Source organism: Allocatenococcus thiocycli (genome assembly GCF_921292965.1).
Classification (GTDB): domain Bacteria; phylum Pseudomonadota; class Gammaproteobacteria; order Enterobacterales; family Vibrionaceae; genus Vibrio; species Vibrio natriegens.
Map to the genome: position 1 here is coordinate 23,481 of NZ_CAKLCK010000023.1, position 25,892 is coordinate 49,372.

The window sequence follows — 25,892 nt, forward strand, 5'->3', positions numbered from 1 at the left end:
GATAACTTTGCAGCATGCTGTGTTGTTAAGTGAAAAATCCGTGAATTTAGATTAATGATCTTTGCCGAACCAATGCAGAGCTTTGTATCGAAATCAGCCTAGTTTGTTAGATAAATTCGCTGATTTTTACTGATCGGGTACAGACTACTCAGTCTAACTCTCTTGCGTAAATACTGTAGATTATTGGAAATATGGAGGGTTAAAATGCAAAAAAGCCCGAGTGTTACCTCGAGCTTTTTGAGTGTTCTTGACAGCTATCTAAGAATTTAAACTGGATTCTGCTTTACGAAGTTGAGACAAATAAGTCACCCAACTTTTTGCCTGATCGGATGGCTTCATTTCATAAGATCGTTTCGCGTTTGCGAGCGCATCATCAATTCGCTTCAACTTGTAATAAACCCGAGCTTTGATAAGCGCGACGTCAGATGGTCTGCCAGAAACGTCATCCAAAACGGCCAATGCCTGTTGGTACTGCCCTTCCTGTACGAGTAGCTGAGAGTAGTTCCAGTTGTACTGTGAGTCGAGTTTCGCTGCTATACGCCAGCTATCTATCGACTTATCCCACTCTTTGGCCATTTGCCAGTACGTTGCTTGCTGAGCTTTCAATTTACTGTCTGAATTAATCTCATTGAGCTCATCCAAGACCAACGCAGCACGTTCTGGAATTCCTCGATTTGCATACAGTTGCGCTAACAGCTTCAAATCATCCTGGCTGAGTTCGACACCTTGAAGCTTAGCAAGAGCCAAAGAGTCTAAAGCACGCTTATTATCATTAATACGGAGATGCAAAGCGACCAGTTGACGCCACCATTCCACACGCACAGGTTCAATCGGAATCAAACGTTTTATTGTGCCAATCGCTGGCTTCCACTTTTTGAGTTCCAGCTCCGCAGAAAGCTTGATCGAAAGCGGGCCTGTCTTGTCTGGCTGCCCAAACTGCTCATAACGCCCCATGGCTGAAATCACTTTATTCCACTCTCTTAGTTGGTAATGCGACTGTGCTATACGCAACCAAACATCATGGGCTTTGTGATTTTTAGGCACGGTCTTACTTAACGCATAATAGTGCGGTAACGCTTTGGAAAACTGTTGTTCGTTAAGCAGCATATCAGCCAGCATCTTACGGGTTTGCCACGCCTGTTCATCCTGCAACAAACCACTGTTCACTGCATACTCAAGTTGTTTAATTGCAGGCTTAATTTGCTGGTTTTGCCAATAGAAAATACCCAACATACGAGCGACGAAAGCTTGATCATAACCACGAGAAAGATCTAATCCTTCAAGTGTAGAAATGGCCTCTTTGAGGTTATCTTCCTGCGCCATAGCATGTGCCCGCTGGACACGCGAAGCCGTGTACTGACTTAACTCGTTAGCGGTAGTCGTAAAAGCGCTTAAGCATAAGACGGCACCAATTAGGAATTTCTTCATCATTTCGGTAACTTGAACTCCAGTCTTACGGTCTGCCCAAACTGCTCGATTGACACACCATTCTCAACTTTTGGCTGATATTTCCAATTTCTAAGCGCACGTATCGACTCACGCTCAAACATGCGGCTTGGCTCAGCTTCAACCACTTCAATATCTTTTGGACGGCCAGTCGCGTCAATAGTAAAGCGCAACACCACGTAACCTTCTACCTTACGTTTCTGAGCTTTGCTCGGGTAGCGAGGTTCCACGCGATAAAGAGGTAGCGCTTGTTGGTTACCCATCGTGCCTTTTAGATTTGGCGCACTTATCGCAATACCATCCAACGCCGTATTAAGCCCCAAAGCGCTGGTCGGCGTGACTTGGCTCATCGGCTCAACTTGCGTGTTCGCTTGAGACAAATCCATCGGCTCTGGTGCTTTCGGTGGCTCAGGCTGCTCTGGAACCGAGCGTTGACGACGCTGTATATCTGCATCGTTTTCCACCATGACCATGTCAAAGCGAACCGCTTCAGAAGCTTTGGGCGCACGCTGGTTGCCATTGTCTACCATCCACGCCATAAAGCTAAACAAGCTGACTGAAATCAACAAAGACACAGGTAATGCAAGTAACAGCCTACCCATTAAGGTGTCTCCGCTGCCAATGCAATGTTCTTAACGCCTGCGCCTTTTGCTGCATCCATTACTTTTACAACCGTACCATTATAAGCATGCTCATCCGCTTGGATGACAAGCGATGCATCAGGCTGATCAAGCAGCAAATGCTCGATAGAGGCTTCTACACGCTCGATATCGACCAAACGCTTGTCAATATACACATCGTTTGCTGCCGTTATCGCTATGAAAATACCAGCATCTTTCTGGCTCACCACGTTTGAAGCCTGCGGGCGATTGACTTCTACCCCTGACTCACGAACAAATGAGCTAGTAACAATAAAGAAAATCAACATGATGAACACGATATCAAGCATGGATGTTAAATCGACTTGAGCTTCGTCTTGTTGATTAGGTCTGCGTCCGAGTCTCACTTCTGACTCCTTAAAGATTGTTCTAATTGGATGGCTCTGCGTTCACACACTTTGCTTAATCGTGCATGAATAAACATCCCCGCCAGCGCCGCTACCATTCCAGCCATAGTCGGTAAGGTGGCAAGCGAGATGCCTGAAGCCATCAATTTTGGATTGCTGCTGCCCTGTGAAGCCATCACATCAAACACGGTAATCATGCCCGTCACCGTGCCTAACAAGCCAAGCATTGGGCAAATAGCCACAAGCAATTTGATCGTTGATAAGTTCTGACGCAATTCAATCTGCGCCTTTGCAATCCATCCTTCACGGATTTGATGTGCGTACCAAGAGTGATGTTCTGACCTTGCCAGCCACTGGTCACGAAGCTCTGCTTTTACTTTAGGAAAAACCGAAGTCAGGTAAATGACCCGCTCCATGACCAAAAACCAGCACACCGCAACCACGGCAGCCAGCCACCATAAGATCTGGCCACCTTGCTGCATAAAGCTCATCAAGGTTGTGGCCCAATCTTCGCTGATCAAACCCAATGTGTTGAGTAAGATCTGCTCCATTACGCTGCATTCTCCGCAACAGTGTTCACTTTATTCATTCCTTTCGGCATATCGCGCTCAGCCTGTTCTGCGACTAAGCCGATGCCTTGCTTCTCAAGAATATTGCGAATATTTTCTGCTTGTGAGCTCAACACATTGTGAGCCAGAAGCAGAGGCATTGCAGCAACCAGACCAAGTACTGTCGTTACCAGCGCCATTGAAATACCACCAGCCATGACTTTTGGATCGCCGTTACCAAACTGAGTGATCACCTGGAAGGTTTCGATCATGCCAGTTACGGTTCCAAGCAGACCAAGCATAGGAGCCAGTGCCGCCAGTAGTTTCAGCATCGACAAGCCTTTTTCCAGATGCGTCTGTTCATCAACCACAGCTTCAAGAAGACGCAATTCTAATGCTTCCACACTGCGATGTTTGTCTTTCTGATACACCGCAAGGACACGGCCTAACGGATTATCTTGTGGCTGAGCAGGGCTCTTCAGTTGCTGTGCGATCTTCTGACGTGCAATCATTAGCGATACGCCACGAACAAGCGCAATAATTAAACCGATAGCTAGTAAGCCAAGAATGATCTTACCCACGATACCACCAGCGCTGAGGCGATCTTGCAGGGTTGGCGAGTTCGCAAGTTGCTCCAAAAGGATACCGCGTGATGGATCAATAACGATGCTCTCTAAGTCGCCCGAGGTGAGTGAGCTTGCTGTCGGACCATTTTCAGGCTGACGAAGGTAGTTAACTGCATCGCCACGCTGACCATTCCAATTCACATAACCGTTGTCATCCAGTAACGCCATCGCGCCTAGGCGAGCGCCCGAAATCGTCTGCTCACGACCTTCACCATCCAGCAATGTGAATGATACATTCGCGAGTTCACCACTTGCCTTCACCTGCTCTTCCATGCTGCGCCACATGGCCTGAAGCTGTGACAAAGTAGGCAAAGAGGTCGCAGCAACAATAGCCTCGATGTCTTTCTGGTAAGTGTTACGGTCAACTCCCGTTACGGAATGTTTAAGTTCAGATTCAAGTTCTTTTGCATTCTGACGTACAACACCGAATAGCTCGCCAAGGCTGCCCGTCTCTAAGCGAAGTTTCTCTTCAAGTTGTGCCAATTCAGCTTCATTTTCACTGAACGTCGCGCTTAAAGCGTCAGCTTCAGCTTGCAAAGCTGCACGCTCTGCAGCCAGTTGATTTTTAAGCAACTGTAACTCTTGTTCTGATTGTTTAAAACCGGCTTCACGCGTTACGTTGTGTGATTGCTGTTGACGATTTTCCTGCTGCGCTTTTTGCAACAAAGTGTCGCTGGCAAATGTGGTGTGAGGCATCAACGCAGTGCCTGAGATTAATGCAACCGATAACCATTTTTTGATCATTTATTTGCCCTCCGCAACGGTCAGCGACACTGGCAACGTTAACATGCTCGGTGCGATTTGCTTGTTTGCCATGGCAAACGCTTTGTCCAATTCTGTTTTTTGGTCAGAACCAAGTGGCTGCCAGGCTTTTTGCTGTTGCGACCAACTCCAGAACGTTTCTCCGGATAAGCTACGTGCGATCAACGATATTCGACCTAAATAAAGGACGTCGGCCTCGACTTTTTCGTTTGCAGATAAATCAATCTTGCCTTGGTAAACGCCAAGTCGAGTGCCGTAATCCATTTCGATTTGGTACGCTTCCAGGATTCGGCGAAACTTTTCTGCATCGGCAACATCCGCACGAGTCATCATCGAATCAAGCTTCGCAATACGCTCTTCGCGTTGTGCTTTACGAATCGGCTTATCGTTCTCCACGATCTCTTTTAACCCGTCAAGCATGTGATACATCAACGGCACAACACCTTGGCGAGTGTGCGCAATTTGCTCAATTTGGTCATTCAAGTTACTTACTTCTTGATTCTGACTATTCACAAGACTGGTAAGGTGATCGCGATAAATCTTTAAATTGCTGACTTCTTCTTGCAACTGTTCGATTTCTGCCTCCAAGGTCAACGCCTTTTCCGCACTGGTATCAATGCGTTTTTGACTAGCCGCGGATGCTTGATTGGTTTTACTTTGCACTGCTTGTGCACCGCTGAGATTTTCCGCGTGAACGGGAATCAAAACCGATGAAATCAACAGAGCGATACTTGATTTAATTAGATTCATACGAGTTTAAATGCTATTTCCTAAAACGACTAAAGGGGAATACGACCCTTCCCCTTTATTAATCAGATTGTTATCAGTACTTAAACTGGATTGTCGCCATGTAGTTTCGGCCTTCACCAACCACTACACCGCTCGCTCCTTCATACTCTAGAGGGTCGGTACTACCACCACCTGCTAAGTACTCAGTATCAAATAGGTTTTCTACATTGAATCGAGCAATAATATCCAAGTTTTCGTCGTACTTATGCTTGTATGACACACCCATATCAATGCGTGCATACCCATCTTTTTCGAAGGTATTCGCTGCATCTCCGTAGCGATCACCTTCATAAATCAAACCTAGGTTTAGGTTAGTGTTGTCTTGCACTTTATAGCTAGACCAAACACTCGCCGAAAACTCAGGTACATCTGCTGGACGATTACCTTTGTAACTTTTACTTTGTGTAATCTCTGCATCTAAATACATTGCAGAAGCCGTAAGCGACAACTTATCCGTCACAAAGCCCTGCGCTAGGATTTCTGCTCCACGGTGAACTTGCTCACCATCTTGCGTAATCGTCTCTTTGCCCGGATTATTTGGCGCATCCACCGTTAGCTTTACGTTCTCTAAGGTGATATCAAATAGAGCGCCTGTTAAGTAAAGACGTTGATCAAACAACTCCCACTTAGTACCAACTTCGTAAGAAATGCCGCGTTCTGCGTCTAGTTCTTCACCATCGTTAGTATAATCCTCACCATTTACCTGCCCTTGTGGCATAAAACTTTCAGAGTATTGCACATAAATAGAGCCATTCGATGTTGGGTGGAAAGTCACACCAAACTTCGGAGATATTTGACTCTCTGTTAACTCATCACTGCGTTTTTCATCATAACGAACACCCGCAAGTACCTGCCAGTAATCGTTAATGGTCATCATATTTTGCGCGTAGATTCCCCAAGTATCGTATTCATCCGTTGGCCATTTTCTAGAACTGCGATAGTCAGGCTTTGGCACCGTTTCTCCCGGAGCAATCTGAGCTTCATTATGAAACGCCATAAAGCGATCGTAACTGTAATCTAAGTAGTTAGCGCCGACCAACAGTGTGTTTTCCGTACCAAATAGAGCAAAGCCCGTCGTGACGTCCAAATAAGCGGTATCGAATACCCAGTTATCTGAACGATCGTTGCCACGGTGAACAATGACGTTACCTGCATCGTATTCATTGAACTTCGGGTACGACTCTACGTCAAAGCGCTCAAAGTCCTGGCGGTTGTATCCCGCTTTGACATTAACGTTCTCAACTACTTGAGCGTTAATGTCGATGCCATAGTTTTCGACGTCGTTATCGATCTTCGACCACTGCGCATCCCAAATGTATTTGTCACCACGCACAGGCTTACCATTCACAACGTAAGCACCTGAGTCTACGCTACCTTCATCTTTTGTACGGTCATAGTGCGCTGACACCATAACGTTTTCGGTAATGTCATACTCAGCAACTAAACCACCAACAAAACGGTCAGTTTGAGGCTTTGTACCATCACCGTATGTTCGCCAAGAACTGTAGTTCTCCTTCGCCAAAATCGCACGAGCACGCAGCGTCTCGGCTTCGTTTAAAGAGCCACTTACATCAAGCACTGTACGTGAATGCTCGTTTGAACCGATGTCCTGGCTCAGGCTTACTTGTGTTTTGGCTGTTGGCTTCTTGGAAACCATGTTTACTAAACCACCCGGCTCAGACTTACCGTAAAGCAGACCAGACGGACCTTTTAAAACTTCAACACGCTCTAAAAGCTCAATTGGCTGACGGTAATGTGACCAGTGTTGGCGACCATCTTTTAGAAAACCATCAGAACTACTTAGTTCAAATCCACGAAGCGAGAAACGTTCACGGTTACGACTAGTGCCGCCAGCGCTTACACTCGCGTCATTACGCAGTACTTCACCCAGCGTACTCGCTCGTTGCTCATCAATCACGGTTTCGTCAATGACGGCAACTTGTCCCGGAGTTTCTAGCTGCGTCATTTCCATACGCATCGCTGTACTGTTGGTATCCGCTTTGTAGCCGAACTCGCGTCCTTCAACAACTAGATGCTCATCCGTTTGAATTTCTGCCACTGCTGGTGCTGCTAACACCGCACCGATCACTAATGCCAAATGGCTCTTAGTAAACATATACTTTCACTCCGATTGTGTTTCGGGTCGCACATACAATGAATGTGATTCCCTCTTATTTATATCGCGAGTGAATATAAGTGATAAGTATTACCATTTGCATTAAATTTACATTCTTTGCATTTGCAGAATTTTGTAAAGAACTATTGGATGACGAATTATTCATACGAGATCTAGATCACAAAAAATCTTGGCCGCATCATGGCGTATTATTGTCTGAACATCAAACTTACGTTTAAACCACCTTGCGGACGGCTTTCTGCTTTAACGCTTCCTCCCATTATTCGCATCGATTCTTTGACAATCGCCAGCCCGAGACCATACCCTCCGACGTTTTTATCTCTCGATGCATCCAGGCGTGTAAAAGGATTAAAGATTTCGGACAACTTGTTCTCTGCAATTCTGGGCCCATCATCAGATACCGACATAACGAGATAACGCTGGCCATTGACTTCTTTGTGGCTCAGAGCCACTTCTATCTGGGCACGTTCGCCTGCGTATTTGATTGCATTGCCAACAAGATTATTAAGACAACGCACCACCAATGTTTCTTCACAATATGCGCTCGGCTCAGTCGCAAGAGAAACAAATGACAAGCTTTGTTCTTGTTTAAGATCGATTTTGCAGCGCTCTACTTGTGGTGCCAAAAGCACTTCTAAATCATTACGTTTAGTCGCTTTATCGTAACGGGCATTCTCAAGGCGGCTAAATTCTAAGATGCCGCTGATCAGGTGGTTTAGCTCTTTAGTTTCCTCTTCTAGCCTAGTAACCAGATCCTGTTCATCTTCTCCCACGCGCTTGCGCAAGAGGTGTAGCACGAGATTTTGCCTGGCTAGTGGCGTTCTGAGCTCATGAGAAACATCACGAATCAAAAGACGTTGTTTTTCCGCTAGTGAATGGATCTCTCTGGTCATGTGATCAAAGTCCTCCGCGAGCTCATTAAACTCTCGGGTGGTCGACTTTAATTCCTGCACAACACTGACGTCGAAATCCCCGTTAGAAAGCTTCTTACTCGCCTCTCTGAGACGAGCGAGTGGCTGCTGTAATTTGCGCGCCATTAAAAGTGAGAATAAAGACAAAATTACCGCGGCAATCACGACCTTGATGATAGAAAAATAAAGGATAAAGTCATTCGCAGGGTGCAGACGATGCGGGAGTTCAATCACTAAATTGTGTTCATTAACCAGAGGAATATTGATAAGGGGTTGATTGACTTTGTCTTCCAATTGAGAGTCAAGACTGCGTTTAAACTGAAGCTTAAATTCAAAGTGTGGATGCATCAAACGATGTGTAATGGGTTGAAGCTGCTCATTCAATACAAACAGGTAAAATTGCTGTGCATTGGCCCAATCTGCCAATTCATCCATATCACCGTATTCAATCAGTTCATTTGCTTGGTGGGCAAGTTCTAGCATCTCTGATTTGACACTATCAGGGACTTTTAGCATGGCTTTGACCAAAGCTCGCTCGGTTAAGTCCTGAACAAGCAATATGCTGATGACTATTGCCGTCATGTAGCTAAACAGCTTAAACGCAAGGCTGTCTTTACGTTTTACTATGTAAGATGGACAGACAACCTTCATTACATGCTCACAGCTTCTAAATAGCTATAGCCTTTACCACGAAACGTTTTGATATGCTGCTTTGAAAGGCCCGCCTCAACCAGTTTCCGGCGGATGTTACTGATATGCATATCAAGATTACGATCAAACGGACTGAGTTCTTTTTGCAGAACTTCTGTTTGAAGCTCCGCTTTAGAGATCACTAGTCCCTGATTTTTAACCAGATGGCTTAAAAGTTCGGCCTCAGTGCTGGTCAGCGGCAAGCTATTTAGTTGATCACTAATATTCTGAACGGTATTACAAATGGTTTGTCGTTGGCGCTCCAAACCCACTCGACGAAGGATAGCTTTAATGCGCATCAGTAACTCTGCGACATTGAATGGCTTACCAATATATTGGTCAGCTCCGGCTTGATAGCCATCAAGCATTGAGTTCTCATCATTCAAAGCCGTGAGCATAAGAATGGGAGTAGCGAATCTCTGACAAACACGACGCGCAACTTGCATTCCATTTAAGTTCGGCAACATAACATCGAGCAAAACCAAATCGACAGGTGTTTTTTCCATGTATTGCAGAGCACTCTCACCACAATGCACAGAAGATACTGTATACCCTTCGTCTTGTAACACTGCCGCTAAGAGTTCACACAGAGGAACGTCGTCATCAACGATTAAAACTCGAGACATGCCTAACCCATTATTCAAATAAAAATAGTTCTCATTATATTCCTCACCTGTAAGTTAAACAACTGAGCAATAGAGACTTATCTGTACCAAAAATACGAAAGCCTGCTTTAAAGCAGGCTCTGTGAAATTAAGCGAGGGTTTCCGTTTTAAACTCGCTAACACTCTAAACTGGTCGACGATGCAACGTTCTTTACGATTGAACGTAAGTTCTCACTGATGGCTCTTAACGTTTTTAGCTCTTCACCACTAAATGGATGAGTAAGAACCGAGTCTGCGCCATTTTTACCCACAACCGTTGGTAAACTGAGTACGACATTATTCACGCCATATTGCCCTTTTATCATCGTTCCGACAGGCAACACCGAGCGCTCGTTAATGATAACTGCCTGCACGATCCGAAAAACGCTCGCTGCAATGCCGTGTACCGTATTGTTCTTGCGGCGAAATATTTCATAGCCGGCTTGTTTCACCGCCTCCAACAGCTCATCCGCATCAATTCGTTTGATATTGTGCGTATCACAGTAGTAATCCGCCGGTTGACCAGCGATAGAAATCAAGCTTTTCGGCGTAAAACAATGGCTACCATGCTCGCCTAATACGTAACCAAAGATATTCTTAGGGTCGAGATCGACACGATTAGCGACAATACTCATCAAGCGGGCAGTATCTATAACACAACCACTGCTGATCACCTTACTCGCTTCAAACCCAGTATTAGCGACAATAAAATGGGTAACAATGTCACATGGGTTAGTGACAACAATAAGAATGGCATTTGGTGCCACACGCTCTATATTACGTGCGATATCCACCCCAATCTTGGCGTTGATTTCTGCGATATCCAGACGAGTCTGCCCATGTTTGATTTGTGCGCCAGCAGTGATGATGACAATGTCAGCTTCTAATAAATCCAGATAGTCATTCGAAGGGATAATACGAGTGTTTTTAGAAAACGTTAACGCCGTTGTGTGACGAAAATCGAACACTTCTCCTTCGGCCCTTTCCAGATTTTGATCTAATAAAACTAGCTCGCTGAAACTACCCATTGTGAGTAAGTAGTTACAAACACCAACACCAACCGCTCCAGCGCCAATGACACCGATCTTCATTTTTCTCTCCCTGATAATTCTAAAAAATCACTGCAAAATACAGGATTCAAGTCCATCCAATCATCAAATTTTTCGACATGCATAAAGGCTTATGCTCAGCTCAACTCCGTGCGTTTCTGGGTATTGTTCTGCGCTTGCAAGATTAGTCGTTACTTTAAAAATGAGCTGCGATAGAGTAAAAGTCCAACATATTTGTATTCCTGTGAATACCGCTGTAAATGAAGGTGTTGCATCGACCTCACTTGATGCCCACTAAACCAAACCACTTAAAATCGATTACTATCGGGTTCAACCCAAACGAGAAGAACGACAACATGGATACATTGTTAATTGGCCACCGAGGTGTGGCGGGGTCTTACCCAGAAAACACAAAGATAAGCGTTCTGGCTGCAATAAACCTTGATTTGAAATGGGTAGAAGTCGATGTTCAGCCGACAAAAGACAACATTTTGGTGGTATGCCATGACCACACGGTCAACCGCTGTAGTAACGGACATGGGCGAATAGATGAACTGACTTTGGATGAACTCAAAAGCTTAGACTTTGGTGGTTGGTTTAGTGATGAGTTTAAGGGTGAAACCATCATGACGTTGGAAGAGCTTCTTGAACTGGCCGCAGAGCACAACCTCAATTTAAACATCGAAGTTAAAGTTGATCGTCACCCCGCAGAGCCAGTTGCAAAATTATTAGCGAAAGTGCTTTCTGGTAGCCCTCTGCCCTCAGAGAGTATTTTACTTTCTAGTTTTAGCCATGATGTGATTCGAGCGCTCTTTGAGCACTGCAGAGGCTACCGTTTAGGTGTATTGAGTGAGTTTCTTACCAGAAAAGACCGATTGCTGCTTGAAGAAGTCAACGCTTACAGCTGTAACTTAAACATCAATTGGGTGCGCTCCCGTCAGATTAAAAAACTTCAACAACAGGGCTATAAAGTGATGTGCTATACCGTCAACAACCCACATAAACTCAAACATCTGCCACCTTTAGATGGCATCTTCAGTGATTACCCTACACGGTTTCTTCGGTAAAAGACTGTTTTAGATCATGAGGGGGATTTGCTGCTACCACTCAATGGTAATAGGTGTGCCCCTTCTAACCAATTGAATAAACTCATCCATCTCGTCATTAGTAATCGCGATACACCCGTTGGTCCAATCAAAACTTTGTATAAAGCTTGGATCTTGGGTTTCTCCATTTTTTAAGCCATGGATTTTAATGTTGCCACCCGGGTAGACACCTCGACGCTGGGCCTCAAGCGTATCAATAGGATCGGGGTAGCTGATATGTACGGAACGGTAAAAAGCAGAGTCATAGATCACGTAATCCAGAGTATAATCACCTTCTGGTGTACGATTGTCTCCTTCTTCTTGTTTATGACCTTTGGGATTAGCACCCAGCGCAATTCGATACTCCTTTACCACTGCGCCTTCTTCCATCAAGTACATGCGACGCTTCGACTTGTCGACTTTAACAAGATCGACAGCGCCCTGCGCTTCGAACACGAACGCACAACATACAAGCAAAGAACACCATTTTACTGACATCGCCAGAACGCCTAATAAATAAAGAAGCCAACAAGGAAAGAAGAGAAGGGATATGCTAGTCAGTTGATGATGACAAAGCAATCTGATTATAACGCAGGGACGTAAAAAACCTATGTTAATGGCATTTTGGTATGACAGAGCCTGTATTGCAGATTTATCTATTCATTGTACCTAAGTTGCATTACGGTATTAGAGAACACAATGATTTCGAGAGAGAACCATGATTAACATTGCTTTTTTTAGCGCCAAATCCTACGACGAAGCTTCTTTTAACAAAGTAAAAAATCAACGGGATTTAGAGTTTCATTATCACGATTTTCGGTTGACCACGAAGACGGCGAAAATGGCTCACGGCTGCGAAGTCGTCTGTGCATTTGTTAACGATGATCTGTCAGAACCCGTTTTAAAACAGCTATCTCAGGGCGGGACTAAGCTTATAGCGATGCGTTGTGCGGGATTTGATAAGGTCGACCAACAAGCGGCTAAAAAGCTAGGCTTGCAAGTGGTACGTGTGCCCGCCTATTCACCAGAAGCGGTTGCCGAACATACGGTTGGTATGATGATGTGTCTAAACCGTCGACTACACAAAGCCTATCAGCGAACCCGGGATGCGAATTTCTCTCTGGAAGGTTTAGTTGGCTTCAACTTTTTTGGTAAGACTGTCGGGGTAATAGGTACGGGGAAAATCGGCATTGCTGCGATGAGAATTTTTAAGGGATTAGGCATGGAAATTCTTTGCCATGATCCTTACGAAAACCCACTGGCAATAGAGATGGGAGCACGTTACTGCTCTCTTGAAGATATATACGCCAATGCGGATATTATTACTTTGCATTGCCCGATGAGTAAAGAAAACTACCACCTCCTCAATGCCGACTCATTTTCGAAAATGAAAGATGGGGTGATGATCATTAATACGAGTCGTGGAGAGTTATTGGATTCTGTAGCAGCAATCGAAGCGCTAAAACAAGGTAGAATCGGCTCACTAGGCTTGGATGTGTACGACAATGAGAAAGAGTTGTTCTTCCAGGATAAATCAAACGACATTATCGTAGACGATGTTTTCCGCCGACTGTCAGCATGTCATAACGTGCTGTTCACGGGTCATCAAGCTTTCTTAACTCACGAAGCGCTCAACAACATCGCGTCAGTGACACTAAATAACGTAGAAGTATTCTTCTCTGGGCAAGTTTCAGGCAATGAACTGATCAACTAAATAAGGAATCGAGGAGGATAGTAGAGCGTAGAATTTTAGCTATGCTATACTCCTCGGCCATTGAAAATTAGAGTCTAACTACCATGAGCATTAAAACTGATATTCAAAAGCTGCATAACCGCGTAGATAACTGCCAACGTAAGCTCGATGCAGCGCGTTCTCGTGGTGATCACGAAATGATTTCTAAGTTTACCGACGAAGTTGAGCAATTAACCAAAAAGCTAAATCAGCTTAAACACAAACAGAGTTATGAGCTGAACAAAGAGCGTAAGAGCTTGCTAGATATGCCATTTTCTCGTGAAATCACCAAAGCTGAGCAAGCAGACATTGGCAAACTTAAAAAACGCGTGCGCGGACTTGTGATCGTTCACCCTATGACCAAAATCGGTAAAGAGCTACGTTTGGATGTAATGACAGGCTTTGCACCAAAAGAATTTTAATTCGCGTTAGCACAACGTTTATATTGAGCCTGAGTCCAAAAAACTCGGGCTTTTTATTTTCTACCAATCGAATAGGTTAGTGGCCTAGTTCTTACTTAGGAAAAATGCTCGCTAATAAGAATGTAATTAGCACATGAAAGGAAAACCTCGCTATTTCTAACGAGGCTGTGCAATAGAGATTAAGTCAATTGCTGAAGCTTATGTTCAACTAAAGGATCACCAGGAACCAATTGTTGAGCAACCTCTAAAAGCTGCACCGTATCTTGTGGATTGTCATGCTCATGCTTGAGCGCAATGTCTACCAGTGGCTGAATATCAATCTGCGCCTGATGCTCTTTCACATGCTCTTTCTTCTCATCAATTAACACATTATGCGCTTTACTCAATAATCCAAGACGATGTGTGGAGTTTTCGTTCGCCTTGTTGAGGCACTGGTAGTAATCCTCTTTTAAGCGCAGTGTTTTGGTTTGATGGCGAAACTGTGCAATATCTATCTTCTGATGACGAATAAAATCCGCGGCAACTTGTTTATAAAAGCCAAATTTATTCATGTAAGTAGCATGAGTTCCATGCCCCATGCCAAATACCCTCAGATGCGTCAGCTCTGGGTATCGCTTAGCATGAAGTCGGTCAATATCATTCGTCGGGTCATAAATGATATAGCCTTTTGCATCTCCTAGATCCAGATCGTGGTAATCACCATCCCAATCAAACTGTTGCGCTATTTCAGTACTGGATCTGTTATCCCAAGGCACCAGTGCTTGGTTTTTGGTACTAACCGGATGAAACAGCAGAACTTGGTCGAGCTTAAGCAAATTGGCGAATGCCCCTATCGCGAAACCTCCCCGACTCAGTCCATAACCTAAACGGCACTCGAAAGGCGCCAGCAGCGTTGACAGTTGCTCAAGGAAGAAAATCAAGTTACGGCTGCGAAACCAATTACTTTTACCTAGATGCTGGAAAGAAATAATATTTACTTTTTGTTTTTGGGCTAGACGATAGCCCCAAGGCGCGAAATCGGGATGTAAGTCCTGTACTTGCAAGTTAGTACCTGCAGGAGAAAAGGTGAACAATAGTGGTTTGTTAAGATCAACAAACTCATACTTAACAAAGACATCATCAAGCAAGTCCTCCCCGGATATTGGTAGTCTGGTTTCCTGTTCTTTACGAGAAAGAGTCAGCCATTCGTCCAACCAGTACAGTAACTTCATTAATCCTCCATCTAAATTGCGCCTAGCAATTGTATTAAAAATTTAATTTTTAGTGCGTGATCATTCCCCCTATCGCAGGGGCTCTGATATCAGTCCTCTTTTAAAAACAAAGTCTTGGTTTGCTCATTAAATTGGGCAATATCTATCTGTTGATGGCGGATAAATTCCTCCGCCACTGAATTAAAAAATTCTAATTTATCCAATTGGTTGGATTGGGTTCCGTGCCCCATTCCAACAACTTTTAAGTGCGTGAGTTCCGGGTAACGTTCTGCATGCAGACGATCGATGCAATTGGTAGGGTCATAAATAACGTAACCTTTGGCATCACCCAAATCTCGATCATGGTAGCCACTTTCCCAGTCAAACTGCTGAGCTAAATCAGTGCTAGGTCTGTCATCCCATGGAACAATAGTCTTATTCTTCGTACTAACAGGATAAAACAGCAGGACATGGTCCAACTTTAGCAACTCTGAAAATGCACCAACAGCAAAGCCACCTCGGCTCTGACCATAACCCAAACGACACTTAAAGGGCGCTAATAGCTCGGATAACTGCTCAAGAAAGAAAATCAAATTACGACTTCGGAACCAATTACTTTTACCCAAATGCTGGAAAGCAATAATGTTCACTTCTTGCTGTTCTGCGAGCTGATAACCCCAGGGTTTAAAATTCGGGTTTAAATCCTGTTGTCAACGCCAGTTTAAAATTGACCCACTTATCGACGTTATCGCCGAAGTAAAATTGACCCACCCATACAATTAACTTTTGCCTTCAGATAGACTTTCTAGAACCGCTGGTATGGTTCCAGCCGCTTTCTTTCCTCTTAATCGATAGCTTTCACCGCTGATTTGTACAATGTGCGAGTGATGAAGAAGTCTATCGAGTAATGCCGCCGTCAACGTTGTATCATCGGCGAACGCATTTGACCATTGAGAGAACGGCAAATTACTGGTCACGATAATGCTGCCTTGCTCATAACGTTTGGCGATGACGTTAAAGAACAAGTTGGCCTCTTCTCTGCCGAACGGTAAGTAGCCGATTTCATCGACGATAAGTAGCTTAGGTGCGAGTACACTTCGTCTCAAGTAGCTTTCAAGCTTACCCTGAGCTTTTGCTGTAGATAGCTGAAGCATCAAGTCTGCTGCGGTGATGAACCGTGTCTTTAGGCCCTTTTGAACCGCTATTTGGCCAAGGCTCACTGCAAGGTGGCTCTTACCAACGCCACTTGGGCCGAGTAATACCACGTTTTCCTTTCGCTCAATGAAGGCTAACCCTGTTAACTCCTTGAGCTGTTTTCTTGGGGCACCCGTTGCGAACTTGAAGTCATAGTCATCGAACGTTTTTTCCATTGGGAAGCTGGCGAACTTAGTCAGTGTGGCTCTTGTGCGTTCTGCTCGCGCTTCCAGTTCAGCGTTCAGAAGTGACTCTAAGTAATCGGCTAGACTCAGTTCACGACTGTTGGCTGCTTCTGCCAGTCTCGGCCACTCCTGACCGATAGCTTGTAACTTCAGCGTTGCACAGGCAGCCTCGATACGACTCATTTGAAGGTTCATGGTCGTACCTCCAACAACGCATCATACGTCGAGAGTGGGTGCTGGAAGCTCTCAAGTGGCATCACACTATCGCTTATTGTTAGTGGTGTGACTGGGCGTGTCGGCGATGGTAGCGACTGAAGTGTAAAGCGCTCTTCATCTAAGAGAACCTGAGGCTTTGCACCTGTCGTACCATGAGTTCGTTGGTGAGCGACGGTTTCTAGCCATGCGCCGATATGTCCATTAAGAACATCGACGGTGATTTTAAGTCCGTGTTGCTTGAGTGTCGCCGCAAGAGGAGTGACGAAACTATTCTTCAAGTAGGAGTTAAATCGCTCCACTTTTCCTTTGGTCTTTGCGCGATATGGACGACAGGCTCTCGGTTTAAAATTGTACTTCTTGGCTGCGGTGAGCAGTGCAGGGTTCCAGCGGTGCTCACCTTCACCGTATGCATCACGCTCTATCATGATGGCTTTCGCATTATCGAACAGAACTTCTTTGGGGACGCCACCGAAGTATTCAAACGCTTCTTCAAGACCTTCTATCCAGTCTTCTTGGCGCTCTCGTTCACTAAAGCGAACGAACGTCGCTCTGCTATAACCAAGCGTTGCCACGAAGGCTTTAACACGGACTCCGTAATGGGTGATGGTCGTAAAGTCCACTTGCATCTGCTCACCTGGCAATGTCTCGAACCGAACGACAGGGTCGACAGGCGTACTTGGTTTGTACTGTTTGATGTACTCCTTAAGCATCGTTATACCGCCTTCATAACCAAGTGATTTTAACTCACGTAGTAAGACGGTTGCGGGTATCCAATAAGGCTTTGCGGCTTCAATCCGCGTACACAAGTAGTCATGGTAGGGCTGAAGTTTAGTTGGTCGGGATTGACGCTCGGGGTACACGGGTGCTTTGCTTCTATCTCGCAGATAAGTACGAACGGTATTCCTTGAGATCCCCAGCTCCTTTGCGATACGGCGGATGCTGCACCCTTGCTGATGTAAAACGTGTATTTCCACTAGTTGCTCCTGATTGATCATAATCCGCCGCTTTGTCCATGTTACGAACGGATAGTTTGACTCAGGTGGGTCAATTTTAAATCGGCGTTAGTGGGTCATTTTTACATCGGCGCTGACACCTGTACCTGAACATCAGTACCAGAAGGAGAAAAGGTAAACAGTAAAGGCTTATTCGGATCGACTAACTCATACCTAACATACACATCGTCAAGTAAATCAAACCCGGAAATCGGTAGTTTAGACCGCTGTTCAATACGGGTATACGTTCGCCATTCATCTAACCAGTACAGTAACTTCATTCATCCTCCAAATAAGTAACACACTTTATCTCTCTGTTAAGTTTACCAAAATGCTATTAAGGACCCTATAAAGCACCGCTTCACAGAAATCTTACTAGCCAATGAAGAAACTATTGCACGGAAAAGAATCGACGCGAACTTAACTTGAAAGCAAATGTACAGAAAGAGGTTCGAGAAAGGTAAATTTTAGAAGAAGTACTTACTTGATAAGCAAGACGTTATACCAATCTAACTAAAAATATGATCTAATTGAAGCCATCCAACAATAGAACTGATTCGCTATGGATAGCCTCAATAATATCGACTTTAAAAAGCTCGCAAGCCAGCAGAAATCCATCCAGATGAAAATGAGACTGCTGGCCCTCGCTCATTTCAAAGATGGGCACTCTCGCACACAAATCGCCAAGTTTCTCAAGGTAAGCCGAACCAGTGTCAATAAGTGGGTTCAGACCTTTCTTGAAGAAGGGCTGGAAGGACTGCAAGAAAAGCCAAGAACAGGAAGACCACCATTCTTAACTTCCGAGCAAAAAGAGCAATTGAGCCAATACATAAAAGATAAAGCCAATGATACACAAGGCGGACGACTGACTGGTGCCGACATCCACGCTTATATCGTGAAAGAATTTGGCCAGCACTACCACCCTGATTCTATCTATTACCTGCTCGACCACATGGGCTTTTCATGGATAACTTCCCGCTCAAAACACCCCAAACAATCTCAACAAATACAAGACGATTTTAAAAAAATTTAAAATAGAAACGATCCTTAAGATCCCAGGACATATAGCTTTAGAGTGTGTCGATGCCTGGTTTCAGGACGAAGCCAGATTTGGGCAACAAAACGCGACCACACGTTTATGGGCTGAAAAAGGAACTCGCCCAAGAGCCGAGAAGCAACAACAGTTTGAGTATGCCTATCTGTTCGGTTCCGTTTGTCCCAGCAAAGGAATTGGTGAGGCTATCGTTGTCCCCTGGGTTAGTAAAGACATCATGATAGAGCACTTAAAACAAATATCGGCAGTCACGGAGAAGGGGCGTCACGCCGTCGTTGTTATGGATGGAGCAGGATGGCATACAGAAGACATTACCAATGACTTTAAGAATGTCAGTGTCATCAAACTTCCACCCTATTCTCCAGAGCTAAACCCTATCGAACAAGTATGGAGTTGGTTACGGCAGAATGAATTAGCAAACCGATGCTTTGATAGCTATGAAGAGATTGTTGATATCATTTGCTCTGCTTGGAATCGTTTTGCAGAGAACAAAGCAGAGTTATCTCGCTCTGCTTTAGATACGGGACGAAACTGACCACTTAATTAATGTCATTAGTATTACTAAATGTGGCTGAGTGCCGGGGTTGCGTTCAACTAGGGATTTAGAAATCCCGTTAAATTTTTCCATTGGCTAAAACGACGAAAGCCTGCAAATTTCTTTGCAGGCTTTCTAAATGTGGCGGAGAGATAGGGATTTGAACCCTATCGCTTGCTAAAAATCTTTCGCAAACCCTTGTATATAAAAGAGTTTTCCACATCTAGTTACGCAAATCGATTGCAAGTGTCTAAGTCAATTGGCTTAGACATAATATTACAGGTCGTTTACAAAAAGTCAATGTAGCGATGTTCAACTCATCTCTGGGTTACCAGACAAGATAAGAAAGACTTAAAACGCAACTAATTTTAAAAAGATTTGGGAATCAATGAGATGCCCTGATAGAAAGCAAAAATAATATTCTATTCTAAAGGTGGGTAGTTTACGCATCCAAAATATTTTCGATTACCTTGAAGGCGAAACTTGTGCTGGTATGAGCTGCATAACCTTGATACGAGTCATCTTTTGATGGATCGGCAAAGTCACAAACTGACTTAATAACCAAAGACTTTGGAGGCGTTGAACTACTCAGTCTCGAAGCTAACATTACACCGTATGCTTCCATTTCAACTCCGACTGTCTCTCGATTATTTCGTTTAATTTCAGCAACGACATTGGGGTCTTCCAACACTACAGCACCTGAGGCCAAAGGCCCTAAATGGGCAGAAAGAGCATAAGAAGGTCTTAAGGAACTAGGCCAATTATTGTAAATTTCGTCTAAGTAATCTCTGTTAGTCGCTAATGTTCGAAGCTTTATCCTCAATGACTCATCAATAATCTCTTGCTTAGGTGCGGCTAAAAACTGAGGCTTACCATCTACTAAAGTTTGTTTACCATTGCCCCAATCCCAACATGTTTCAGCAATAAGTATATCACCAAGCTTCACCTTTCCTTCGATACCTGCTGCTATGCCTGTCATCAAAACGTATTGTGGACTAAATTTAAGGCAAGCCTTCATAGTAATTGAAGCAGCATTAGCCATTCCCATTCCATGACAACAAACAGCTACAATCGATAAGTCATTGCCTTGGCAGCTAGAAATAGTTCCTTTATAGTAAGAACTAGGATCGCTTTTGTCGGGTAATTTTTCCCAACCTACTTGTTGTTTAAGAACAGTTTCTAACTCAGTATGCTCGAGTGCAGTAACAATAACAACATCACAGAAATCACTGTTTGTTGCAGAGTATTGTAGCTGGGAACAAATAGCGCTCTTAATTACGTCAAAATCACCATTAAATAAGTGCAGCAACCATCCTCTAGAGTCAAACTCATTTTTTGATGATTGGAAAGAATCTTGATGTGAAGTGAAACCCAATATATGCTTAGGTTTTTTAATCATAACATTGTCTGCGATATTTCTTAAAAGCTTGACTCCACCATCGGGGTCAATATCTTCTCCCAAAGCTTCTGGTATTTGCAGGTCTAATACGAGTAATTCATATTTTGTACTTTTCAGCTCCATAAGAGCGCATCTTGCAGAAAGTACTGTCTTAATCTCAAAATTAAACTCTTTAAGAGACGCTGCGATTCCTTGTACCTTCTCATAATTATCATCTACGACTAATATCTTCGCTTTGGCCATCGTTATTTACTCTCATTAAGACTTTTAATTCTCGCCTCTAACTCGCTTTTCCAGTTTTCATTTGCTGAGTTGTAGTAAACATGTCCATAATAGAAATCACGGAACTTGCTAACGAAACTGCTTGAAAGACCATCCAGAGCTACAGAACCACCTTCAAATGAAGAAAATTGGGTCACGACTATAACTGGGATTTTAATTGAACGTAGTTTCATCTGTTCCATTAATTCCATACCAGCATAACTTTCAGGAGAGTCATCCATATACGATTCTGATGGATCAAATGCAGGCATACTCATATCCAATAAAATTAGGTCATAATTATTATTTGATACAATTTCTCTTAATGCACCTCTTAAAGAACTGCAGTCTGAAACTTCAAAATCTGAGAATATACTTTCAATGAAATTGAGTATATTCTCTTTTTTATCCAACTGATCTTCAACTAACAAAATCTTCATAAGTAATTACCTCAAGGGCGTTTTTAAGGACGATTTTAGTTTCAAATAAACATTCGTTAGAATATCCAAACTCATTCGTGTGCTCAATGCCGAAATCCTTATTTATAGTATTACAAACTTTAAATATTCCAGTTCCACCTTCATGTTGAGAAGCCGCTGCCATCAGTTCTTTATCACCATATACGTTGCGGTATTCATCTAGATCGCTATTTTTGGCATCAACATCAACTTGAACGCAATTATTTTCGAATGCTAAAACAAGTTCTGAATCCTTAATGCTAATGTCCACTTTAACCATTAGCGAGTTATCTGAAATCTTACTTTTACTTACGGCATTTTCAAAGATAATATAGAATATATCTACAAAGCTCGATAGATATCTACCTTTTATTGATATTGATGGACAATTAACAATATCAACATTTACATTTGTAGAGCGTGAAGCGATATCAATTGCTGTATTCAGTTCAAACTCTTCTATATTATCTGCTGTAGATCTTTTGAACCATGATGCAATCACTGTTAATTGACCGCTCAGTCCTTCTCTAGCCTTTCTAATGGAACTTAATATAAGCTCTGCCTGTTCTTTTTCTAGATTAAGTGTGTTGATATCTTTCTCAAGCTCATCAAATATCAGTTTAAATCTTTCTAAAGCTTTATTTTCTATCTCATGACGAATCGCCAAAAGATTAGTATCGGTCCTGTGCCATAACCAAGACAAAACAAATTCAACAAGATTTGCATACTCATCATTTTTTATTAATGATTGAAGAATATAAGTTTCAGTTACTGATATAGAATAATTGAATAAGGCTTTACTTTTGTTCACACCTTTCTTGATATTACTAATATCCTGATCAAGCGAAACAATCTGTAACCAACTGTCATTTATTTCATCGATAAATTTTTCAAAAGACTTTGTAAATTTTGCAAGGCTAAATATTAGATATTTTCGATCTTTGTCATCTAAGTTTACGAATTTTCCTGGCCAATATGTATTGTTTTTTGCTTCTTGGGTTTCAGTATCAATTGCAGACCACAACATTTCATTTTGAACAGGTTTCCTCAGTGCCGTAGGTAAAACTCCATGTCTTATTCTAGTACTAAGGTAGCTATTTAGCCCTTTTTCACCAAATGTAAACTCATCTCTAAGCATACTAATTAACTTATGAAAAGTTCTATTCTTTTCGTTAAAGTTCACATTCATAATATGCAATTGGCTTGCTGCATCGAAGATATTACCTTCAATGCCTGGTAATATCTTACTTATATTAGCAAGAGTTTGTTCATCTTCGAATCCCGAATAGTCTGCCATTTTAAGTTCGCAAAATCGGTTGAAGACATCTTTAAAGCTTTTAGAACGATTGTCTTTTAATGAACTAGTATCTACATAGATTCGGCTTTGATCGACTTGCGCCGCAGCCTTTTTAAAAACCTGCTCTTTAGTTATACTCTTGGTTTCTTCCACAAGCTTATCGAGCTTATCTTTGGATACGCCTTTCTCAATAAGTCCATTACATATTTTAATTCTACATAGTTCAATTTGTTCTTTATTATCAAACAAAAGTGACAACTTCATATTATTAGTTGTGCATACATGCTCTAAAAAGTAATCTACTTTATCTTCAGTGACTCCAATATCTCTATCAAACAAGTCTGATGGTGTATTTAAAGCATTCATCGTTAAGAATTGGTCAATACTGACTTTTAATGCAGAGTCAAACTTATCTCCTATATACCTAGAGTAAAGCGATAAACATATTGGCACTTCAATATTTTTTGTTTCATTTACCAGTTCTCTTGCAGAGTTTGCAATTTTGTCTACATCAAAGATTAGAATATTATTTTTATTGCCTAAGACATGGTCAACAAAAATACCAATTGCTTTATCCTTATCACCGTTATCTATGTATGCATTTACGAGAAATTTTAGGCCATCATAAGAGTCTAGTAATGGGCTATTGTTTATAACACTTTCAAATAAAGCAATAGCTTCTGATTTTTTACCGTTATTAATATATGTTATCGCTTTATATTTTTTTGCCCTGATATTGTCTATGTCTGGTGGAATTAATTCATCATACTTTTCGACTATATTATCGTTGTTTAAAGCTCTAAATAGCTTTGCTGTAATAGATCTTTCACTAACGTTTGACAAAAAATCACTAAAATAATCTGCGTTTTTACCCTTAAAATATTTAAGTTTTCGAGGTGTATCTTCAACTGAATTTAGAGAAATCAACCTTTCTAGTTTTTTATTTAACTCTTCATTAATGAATTTAAATTCTTTAGATATAAACAACTGTAGTTCTTGAAACCATCCGAGACTAGAAAATGCATAGCATAAGTTCAGCAAAGAATAGTATGAAGAGTAGTAGTCATCTTTTTTAAGAATAACTGAAATTATATTTTCAGCAATTCTTTTTTTTATGCCTGAAAAAGAGTTTTCTTCAATTCTTGCCATTGCCTTGACAATTATCTCAAAAGTTGTGAAGTTGTAGTTAGTATTTTCATGGGAATGTGAAAATACCAGATCGGTATATTTCCCCTCCGTATACAAGTCCATAAGGCTATGATCAAAAAAGAATTTATTATCAGAATTTCCTATATTAAAGAATTTTTTTGAGTTCCTTACTATTGCCTCATCTGTAATCGAACTCAATTTCAATATAGTATTTTTCAATTGATTTGAGAGTGGCTTGTTCTTAGCAACTTCACTTTCAATATAAGCCGTCATTGCTTTATAAATATCAATAATGGAGCTTCTTTTCTCATTATCTAAAACGCTATTAAAATCAATATCATAGTCAGATAAATAGTTTTTAGGTGTTATCTTATAGATCAAAAAATCACTAACTTCTGAATCAAGCGTCCTAATTAGTTGCTTTCTAAACGACTCTGCAGTACTAATGTTAATATAGCTTTCGTCATAACGGTCAAAGGTATATTTACATATCGTTTTAAAAAAACCATTATATTTAGGGTTTTCTAATATGCTTTTGACTAATTCTGTATGATTATTATCATCATCCATTAGTTTCAATATTGATGAACGTATTCCAAGCGACCAAGTAGACATACCACAACACTGATCTATTTCATCGAGATTACGTAAAGCTTCCACATAATCCTCGTTAAGAATCATATATTGTAATTTTCTTTCTAGCATAGTGAATATTTTGACTATGTTTTTATGATATATTAATACACCTAAACACCAGGAAACATTTTTTGAAAGATCGCAAAATGGAAGGTTTACGTCATAATAATCTTTAAAATCACTATTCAAACTTAGATTAATTTGCTTGGAAAAATCACCACGCTTGGAGATTAAGCTTACTGCGTTTTCAATTTCACTCGCACTTAACTCTAAATGAAAACAAGCCACAACATTGTATCTACTGCGATCTCGACCTAAAACCTTTGACAAATTAGACTGTTTTTTTCCTTTTCTACTTCTACTGTTTCTTGGCACTTTCATCTCCAGCATTATTGATTTTGTTTAGTTCGTGTGCAGTAGGAACCAAGTCGCTCCATTTGTAGTGTGTTTCCAAATAAATATCGTTGACTCTTGTCATTAGTATTTTTTCTGGGTTACAACCTTCATCATCATAGCCATGTAACTTGAATTTATAGGAATCTAACTCAACTTCCATTCTTCTTTGGGCTGTTCTGTAATTTGTCCAAAGAGATTGAGGCTTTCTTAATTGAATCCATGCAGTAAAAGCGGCAGCGATAAGAGAAAGAATGGCAGGTATGATTTTTCCGTAGACTAATCCATCGCCAAAAGCTACGAATAAAGGGCTTAGAAGTGTCGATAACATTACAGCTTTAAAACTCCACAATGCTTCAAATTTGTTGTGATTAGCCTTATCTTTCATACCTCTAATTTTTTCTTCAACAACTGATTGCACAGCCGAAGCTGCTTCTACATTATCTTTATTCATTCCTGACTCTTAAATCATGGCTAAGTTAAATTTGTCTATCTCTGCGTTCCTACGGGGTGTTAGAGCACCAATCAACGATAGCATCGTGCCTCGGTTAACGATCGCATTATTGTATTATTTCCAGTTAGTGAACATTCCCTTCAGCTTACTCATGTGGTCTCGTCTATACTCTATCTCCATAGGCTTTTGGGTTGGCGAAAAGGTCGACCTTTTGGTGTCAACAAAGCCTCAACACAACGGATAGTTGAGCGTTGGTTTTACAAAGAACTGGATGCTCGATTAATTTAAGGAAAATCAGCAAGCTACCGCCTTCACGTCACCAAAGCTTCATGTATCTGACAATGCTATCACAGAAGTGATTATTTACTATACATTCAGATAGACCAACCAGACGTAACTTGCAAGAGTAAGGCTAAAAGTAAACTGCCCATCTGATCTAACTGACGTTGAGGCAAAAGTTTTTCGGTGTAGAAAACACGAAGCGTACGCTGTGAATTATATATGGATCTAGTTTCGCGGTAGGAAGTAAGATGGCATCTCCTCTTTACTAACACATTAATTGAGTGTGGTACCTGCACAAGATTGCTAGAAGAGATTCAGTTGTCATAATTTCAATTCAAGTTATAACTCTA

At 42.1% G+C, this 25,892-nt stretch carries 22 protein-coding genes and 2 pseudogenes; 4 read left to right on the forward strand and 20 right to left on the reverse strand.

All coding sequences use genetic code 11. From position 1 onward, the window contains the following. Nucleotides 1–258: 258 nt before the first annotated feature. From L9Q40_RS07915 to L9Q40_RS07960, 10 genes are all read right to left on the reverse strand, one after another. Nucleotides 259–1,431: a tetratricopeptide repeat protein gene (locus L9Q40_RS07915; RefSeq protein WP_498792987.1), complete on the reverse strand. Its 1,173-nt coding sequence runs from the start codon at nucleotides 1,429–1,431 to the stop codon at nucleotides 259–261. Continuing rightward, nucleotides 1,428–2,048, reverse strand: a complete 621-nt coding sequence (locus L9Q40_RS07920; RefSeq protein ID WP_014233527.1) for an energy transducer TonB — start codon at nucleotides 2,046–2,048, stop codon at nucleotides 1,428–1,430. The genes L9Q40_RS07915 and L9Q40_RS07920 overlap by 4 nt, the downstream gene beginning before the upstream one ends. Then, the gene (locus L9Q40_RS07925; protein ID WP_498792988.1) at nucleotides 2,048–2,452 is read right to left on the reverse strand and encodes an ExbD/TolR family protein; all 405 of its coding nucleotides are present in this window, start codon (nucleotides 2,450–2,452) and stop codon (nucleotides 2,048–2,050) included. The genes L9Q40_RS07920 and L9Q40_RS07925 overlap by 1 nt, the downstream gene beginning before the upstream one ends. Next, nucleotides 2,449–3,003 carry a MotA/TolQ/ExbB proton channel family protein gene (locus L9Q40_RS07930; protein WP_498792989.1) on the reverse strand — a complete coding sequence of 185 codons (555 nt, stop codon included), beginning with the start codon at nucleotides 3,001–3,003 and terminating at the stop codon, nucleotides 2,449–2,451. Before L9Q40_RS07930 ends, L9Q40_RS07925 begins: the two co-directional genes overlap by 4 nt. Further along, nucleotides 3,003–4,370: a MotA/TolQ/ExbB proton channel family protein gene (locus tag L9Q40_RS07935; protein WP_498792990.1), complete on the reverse strand. Its 1,368-nt coding sequence runs from the start codon at nucleotides 4,368–4,370 to the stop codon at nucleotides 3,003–3,005. The genes L9Q40_RS07930 and L9Q40_RS07935 overlap by 1 nt, the downstream gene beginning before the upstream one ends. Continuing rightward, nucleotides 4,371–5,138: a DUF3450 domain-containing protein gene (locus L9Q40_RS07940; RefSeq protein WP_498792991.1), complete on the reverse strand. Its 768-nt coding sequence runs from the start codon at nucleotides 5,136–5,138 to the stop codon at nucleotides 4,371–4,373. Between the two features lie 73 nt (nucleotides 5,139–5,211). Next, entirely contained in the window at nucleotides 5,212–7,293 is a 2,082-nt protein-coding gene (locus tag L9Q40_RS07945; protein WP_498792992.1) for a TonB-dependent siderophore receptor, read from the reverse strand. Between the two features lie 209 nt (nucleotides 7,294–7,502). Then, nucleotides 7,503–8,876, reverse strand: a complete 1,374-nt coding sequence (locus L9Q40_RS07950; protein WP_498792993.1) for a sensor histidine kinase — start codon at nucleotides 8,874–8,876, stop codon at nucleotides 7,503–7,505. Next, nucleotides 8,876–9,541 (reverse strand): response regulator transcription factor, encoded by a 666-nt coding sequence (locus tag L9Q40_RS07955; RefSeq protein WP_498792994.1) that lies wholly within the window; start codon nucleotides 9,539–9,541, stop codon nucleotides 8,876–8,878. The genes L9Q40_RS07950 and L9Q40_RS07955 overlap by 1 nt, the downstream gene beginning before the upstream one ends. A 155-nt stretch (nucleotides 9,542–9,696) precedes the next feature. Beyond that, nucleotides 9,697–10,650 carry a lactate/malate family dehydrogenase gene (locus L9Q40_RS07960; protein WP_498792995.1) on the reverse strand — a complete coding sequence of 318 codons (954 nt, stop codon included), beginning with the start codon at nucleotides 10,648–10,650 and terminating at the stop codon, nucleotides 9,697–9,699. 314 nt (nucleotides 10,651–10,964) lie between these two features. On the opposite strand from L9Q40_RS07960, the gene L9Q40_RS07965 reads away from it, so the two are divergent. After that, nucleotides 10,965–11,675, forward strand: a complete 711-nt coding sequence (locus L9Q40_RS07965; RefSeq protein ID WP_498792996.1) for a glycerophosphodiester phosphodiesterase family protein — start codon at nucleotides 10,965–10,967, stop codon at nucleotides 11,673–11,675. A gap of 33 nt (nucleotides 11,676–11,708) precedes the next feature. On the opposite strand, the gene L9Q40_RS07970 is transcribed toward L9Q40_RS07965, so the two are convergent. Continuing rightward, nucleotides 11,709–12,191, reverse strand: coding sequence for a L,D-transpeptidase family protein (locus L9Q40_RS07970; protein WP_422833546.1), 483 nt, complete (start codon nucleotides 12,189–12,191; stop codon nucleotides 11,709–11,711). A 220-nt stretch (nucleotides 12,192–12,411) separates the two neighbouring features. Between L9Q40_RS07970 and L9Q40_RS07975 the strand changes: the two genes are divergently transcribed. After that, nucleotides 12,412–13,407: a 2-hydroxyacid dehydrogenase gene (locus tag L9Q40_RS07975; protein ID WP_014233516.1), complete on the forward strand. Its 996-nt coding sequence runs from the start codon at nucleotides 12,412–12,414 to the stop codon at nucleotides 13,405–13,407. Nucleotides 13,408–13,490: 83 nt separating this feature from the next. Beyond that, a complete protein-coding gene (locus L9Q40_RS07980) occupies nucleotides 13,491–13,847 on the forward strand; it encodes a YibL family ribosome-associated protein (protein ID WP_014233515.1) in 357 nt (118 codons plus the stop codon). A 179-nt stretch (nucleotides 13,848–14,026) separates the two neighbouring features. Here the strand turns inward: L9Q40_RS07980 and L9Q40_RS07985 are convergent, their stop codons facing one another. The 5 genes and pseudogenes from L9Q40_RS07985 to L9Q40_RS08005 all read right to left on the reverse strand — a co-directional run. After that, nucleotides 14,027–15,058 carry a cytosolic protein gene (locus tag L9Q40_RS07985; protein WP_498792997.1) on the reverse strand — a complete coding sequence of 344 codons (1,032 nt, stop codon included), beginning with the start codon at nucleotides 15,056–15,058 and terminating at the stop codon, nucleotides 14,027–14,029. 89 nt (nucleotides 15,059–15,147) lie between these two features. Further along, a complete protein-coding gene (locus L9Q40_RS07990; protein WP_498792998.1) occupies nucleotides 15,148–15,687 on the reverse strand; it encodes a hypothetical protein in 540 nt (179 codons plus the stop codon). Nucleotides 15,688–15,816: 129 nt separating this feature from the next. Then, nucleotides 15,817–16,611, reverse strand: coding sequence for an IS21-like element helper ATPase IstB (gene istB / locus L9Q40_RS07995; protein ID WP_050935648.1), 795 nt, complete (start codon nucleotides 16,609–16,611; stop codon nucleotides 15,817–15,819). Next, entirely contained in the window at nucleotides 16,608–17,627 is a 1,020-nt protein-coding gene (gene istA, locus L9Q40_RS08000) for an IS21 family transposase (RefSeq protein WP_050935650.1), read from the reverse strand. The genes istB and istA overlap by 4 nt, the downstream gene beginning before the upstream one ends. 98 nt (nucleotides 17,628–17,725) lie before the next feature. Further along, a pseudogene (locus L9Q40_RS08005) lies at nucleotides 17,726–17,905 on the reverse strand (cytosolic protein); the annotation flags it as partial. Nucleotides 17,906–18,186: 281 nt separating this feature from the next. Here L9Q40_RS08005 and L9Q40_RS08010 point away from each other — a divergent pair. Continuing rightward, nucleotides 18,187–19,221 (forward strand): annotated as a pseudogene (locus L9Q40_RS08010) (IS630 family transposase). Between the two features lie 434 nt (nucleotides 19,222–19,655). On the opposite strand, the gene L9Q40_RS08015 reads toward L9Q40_RS08010, so the two are convergent. Genes L9Q40_RS08015 through L9Q40_RS08030 form a run of 4 tightly spaced genes read right to left on the reverse strand, consistent with a single transcriptional unit; the run spans nucleotide 19,656 to nucleotide 25,260 of the window. Continuing rightward, nucleotides 19,656–20,855, reverse strand: coding sequence for a phosphorylase family protein (locus L9Q40_RS08015; protein ID WP_161441650.1), 1,200 nt, complete (start codon nucleotides 20,853–20,855; stop codon nucleotides 19,656–19,658). Between the two features lie 2 nt (nucleotides 20,856–20,857). Continuing rightward, nucleotides 20,858–21,313 carry a response regulator gene (locus tag L9Q40_RS08020; RefSeq protein WP_318112296.1) on the reverse strand — a complete coding sequence of 152 codons (456 nt, stop codon included), beginning with the start codon at nucleotides 21,311–21,313 and terminating at the stop codon, nucleotides 20,858–20,860. Beyond that, on the reverse strand, nucleotides 21,294–24,788 hold the full coding sequence (locus L9Q40_RS08025) for a tetratricopeptide repeat protein (protein WP_498792999.1): 3,495 nt from the start codon (nucleotides 24,786–24,788) through the stop codon (nucleotides 21,294–21,296). The genes L9Q40_RS08020 and L9Q40_RS08025 overlap by 20 nt, the downstream gene beginning before the upstream one ends. Next, nucleotides 24,772–25,260, reverse strand: coding sequence for a DUF4231 domain-containing protein (locus L9Q40_RS08030; protein WP_318112300.1), 489 nt, complete (start codon nucleotides 25,258–25,260; stop codon nucleotides 24,772–24,774). The genes L9Q40_RS08025 and L9Q40_RS08030 overlap by 17 nt, the downstream gene beginning before the upstream one ends. Between the last annotated feature and the right edge of the window lie 632 nt (nucleotides 25,261–25,892).

Coding starts and splice junctions, on each gene's coding strand:
- L9Q40_RS07920 (WP_014233527.1), bottom strand. CDS start 2,048: ATGGGTAGGCTGTTACTTGCATTACCTGTGTCTTTGTTGATTTCAGTC.
- L9Q40_RS07940 (WP_498792991.1), bottom strand. CDS start 5,138: ATGAATCTAATTAAATCAAGTATCGCTCTGTTGATTTCATCGGTTTTG.
- L9Q40_RS07970 (WP_422833546.1), bottom strand. CDS start 12,191: ATGTCAGTAAAATGGTGTTCTTTGCTTGTATGTTGTGCGTTCGTGTTC.
- istA (WP_050935650.1), bottom strand. CDS start 17,627: ATGATCAATCAGGAGCAACTAGTGGAAATACACGTTTTACATCAGCAA.
- L9Q40_RS07965 (WP_498792996.1), top strand. CDS start 10,965: ATGGATACATTGTTAATTGGCCACCGAGGTGTGGCGGGGTCTTACCCA.
- L9Q40_RS07930 (WP_498792989.1), bottom strand. CDS start 3,003: ATGGAGCAGATCTTACTCAACACATTGGGTTTGATCAGCGAAGATTGG.
- L9Q40_RS07935 (WP_498792990.1), bottom strand. CDS start 4,370: ATGATCAAAAAATGGTTATCGGTTGCATTAATCTCAGGCACTGCGTTG.
- L9Q40_RS07960 (WP_498792995.1), bottom strand. CDS start 10,650: ATGAAGATCGGTGTCATTGGCGCTGGAGCGGTTGGTGTTGGTGTTTGT.
- L9Q40_RS07975 (WP_014233516.1), top strand. CDS start 12,412: ATGATTAACATTGCTTTTTTTAGCGCCAAATCCTACGACGAAGCTTCT.
- L9Q40_RS08020 (WP_318112296.1), bottom strand. CDS start 21,313: ATGAAGATTTTGTTAGTTGAAGATCAGTTGGATAAAAAAGAGAATATA.
- L9Q40_RS07945 (WP_498792992.1), bottom strand. CDS start 7,293: ATGTTTACTAAGAGCCATTTGGCATTAGTGATCGGTGCGGTGTTAGCA.
- istB (WP_050935648.1), bottom strand. CDS start 16,611: ATGAACCTTCAAATGAGTCGTATCGAGGCTGCCTGTGCAACGCTGAAG.
- L9Q40_RS08030 (WP_318112300.1), bottom strand. CDS start 25,260: ATGAATAAAGATAATGTAGAAGCAGCTTCGGCTGTGCAATCAGTTGTT.
- L9Q40_RS07955 (WP_498792994.1), bottom strand. CDS start 9,541: ATGTCTCGAGTTTTAATCGTTGATGACGACGTTCCTCTGTGTGAACTC.
- L9Q40_RS07985 (WP_498792997.1), bottom strand. CDS start 15,058: ATGAAGTTACTGTACTGGTTGGACGAATGGCTGACTCTTTCTCGTAAA.
- L9Q40_RS07980 (WP_014233515.1), top strand. CDS start 13,491: ATGAGCATTAAAACTGATATTCAAAAGCTGCATAACCGCGTAGATAAC.
- L9Q40_RS08015 (WP_161441650.1), bottom strand. CDS start 20,855: ATGGCCAAAGCGAAGATATTAGTCGTAGATGATAATTATGAGAAGGTA.
- L9Q40_RS07915 (WP_498792987.1), bottom strand. CDS start 1,431: ATGATGAAGAAATTCCTAATTGGTGCCGTCTTATGCTTAAGCGCTTTT.
- L9Q40_RS07950 (WP_498792993.1), bottom strand. CDS start 8,876: ATGAAGGTTGTCTGTCCATCTTACATAGTAAAACGTAAAGACAGCCTT.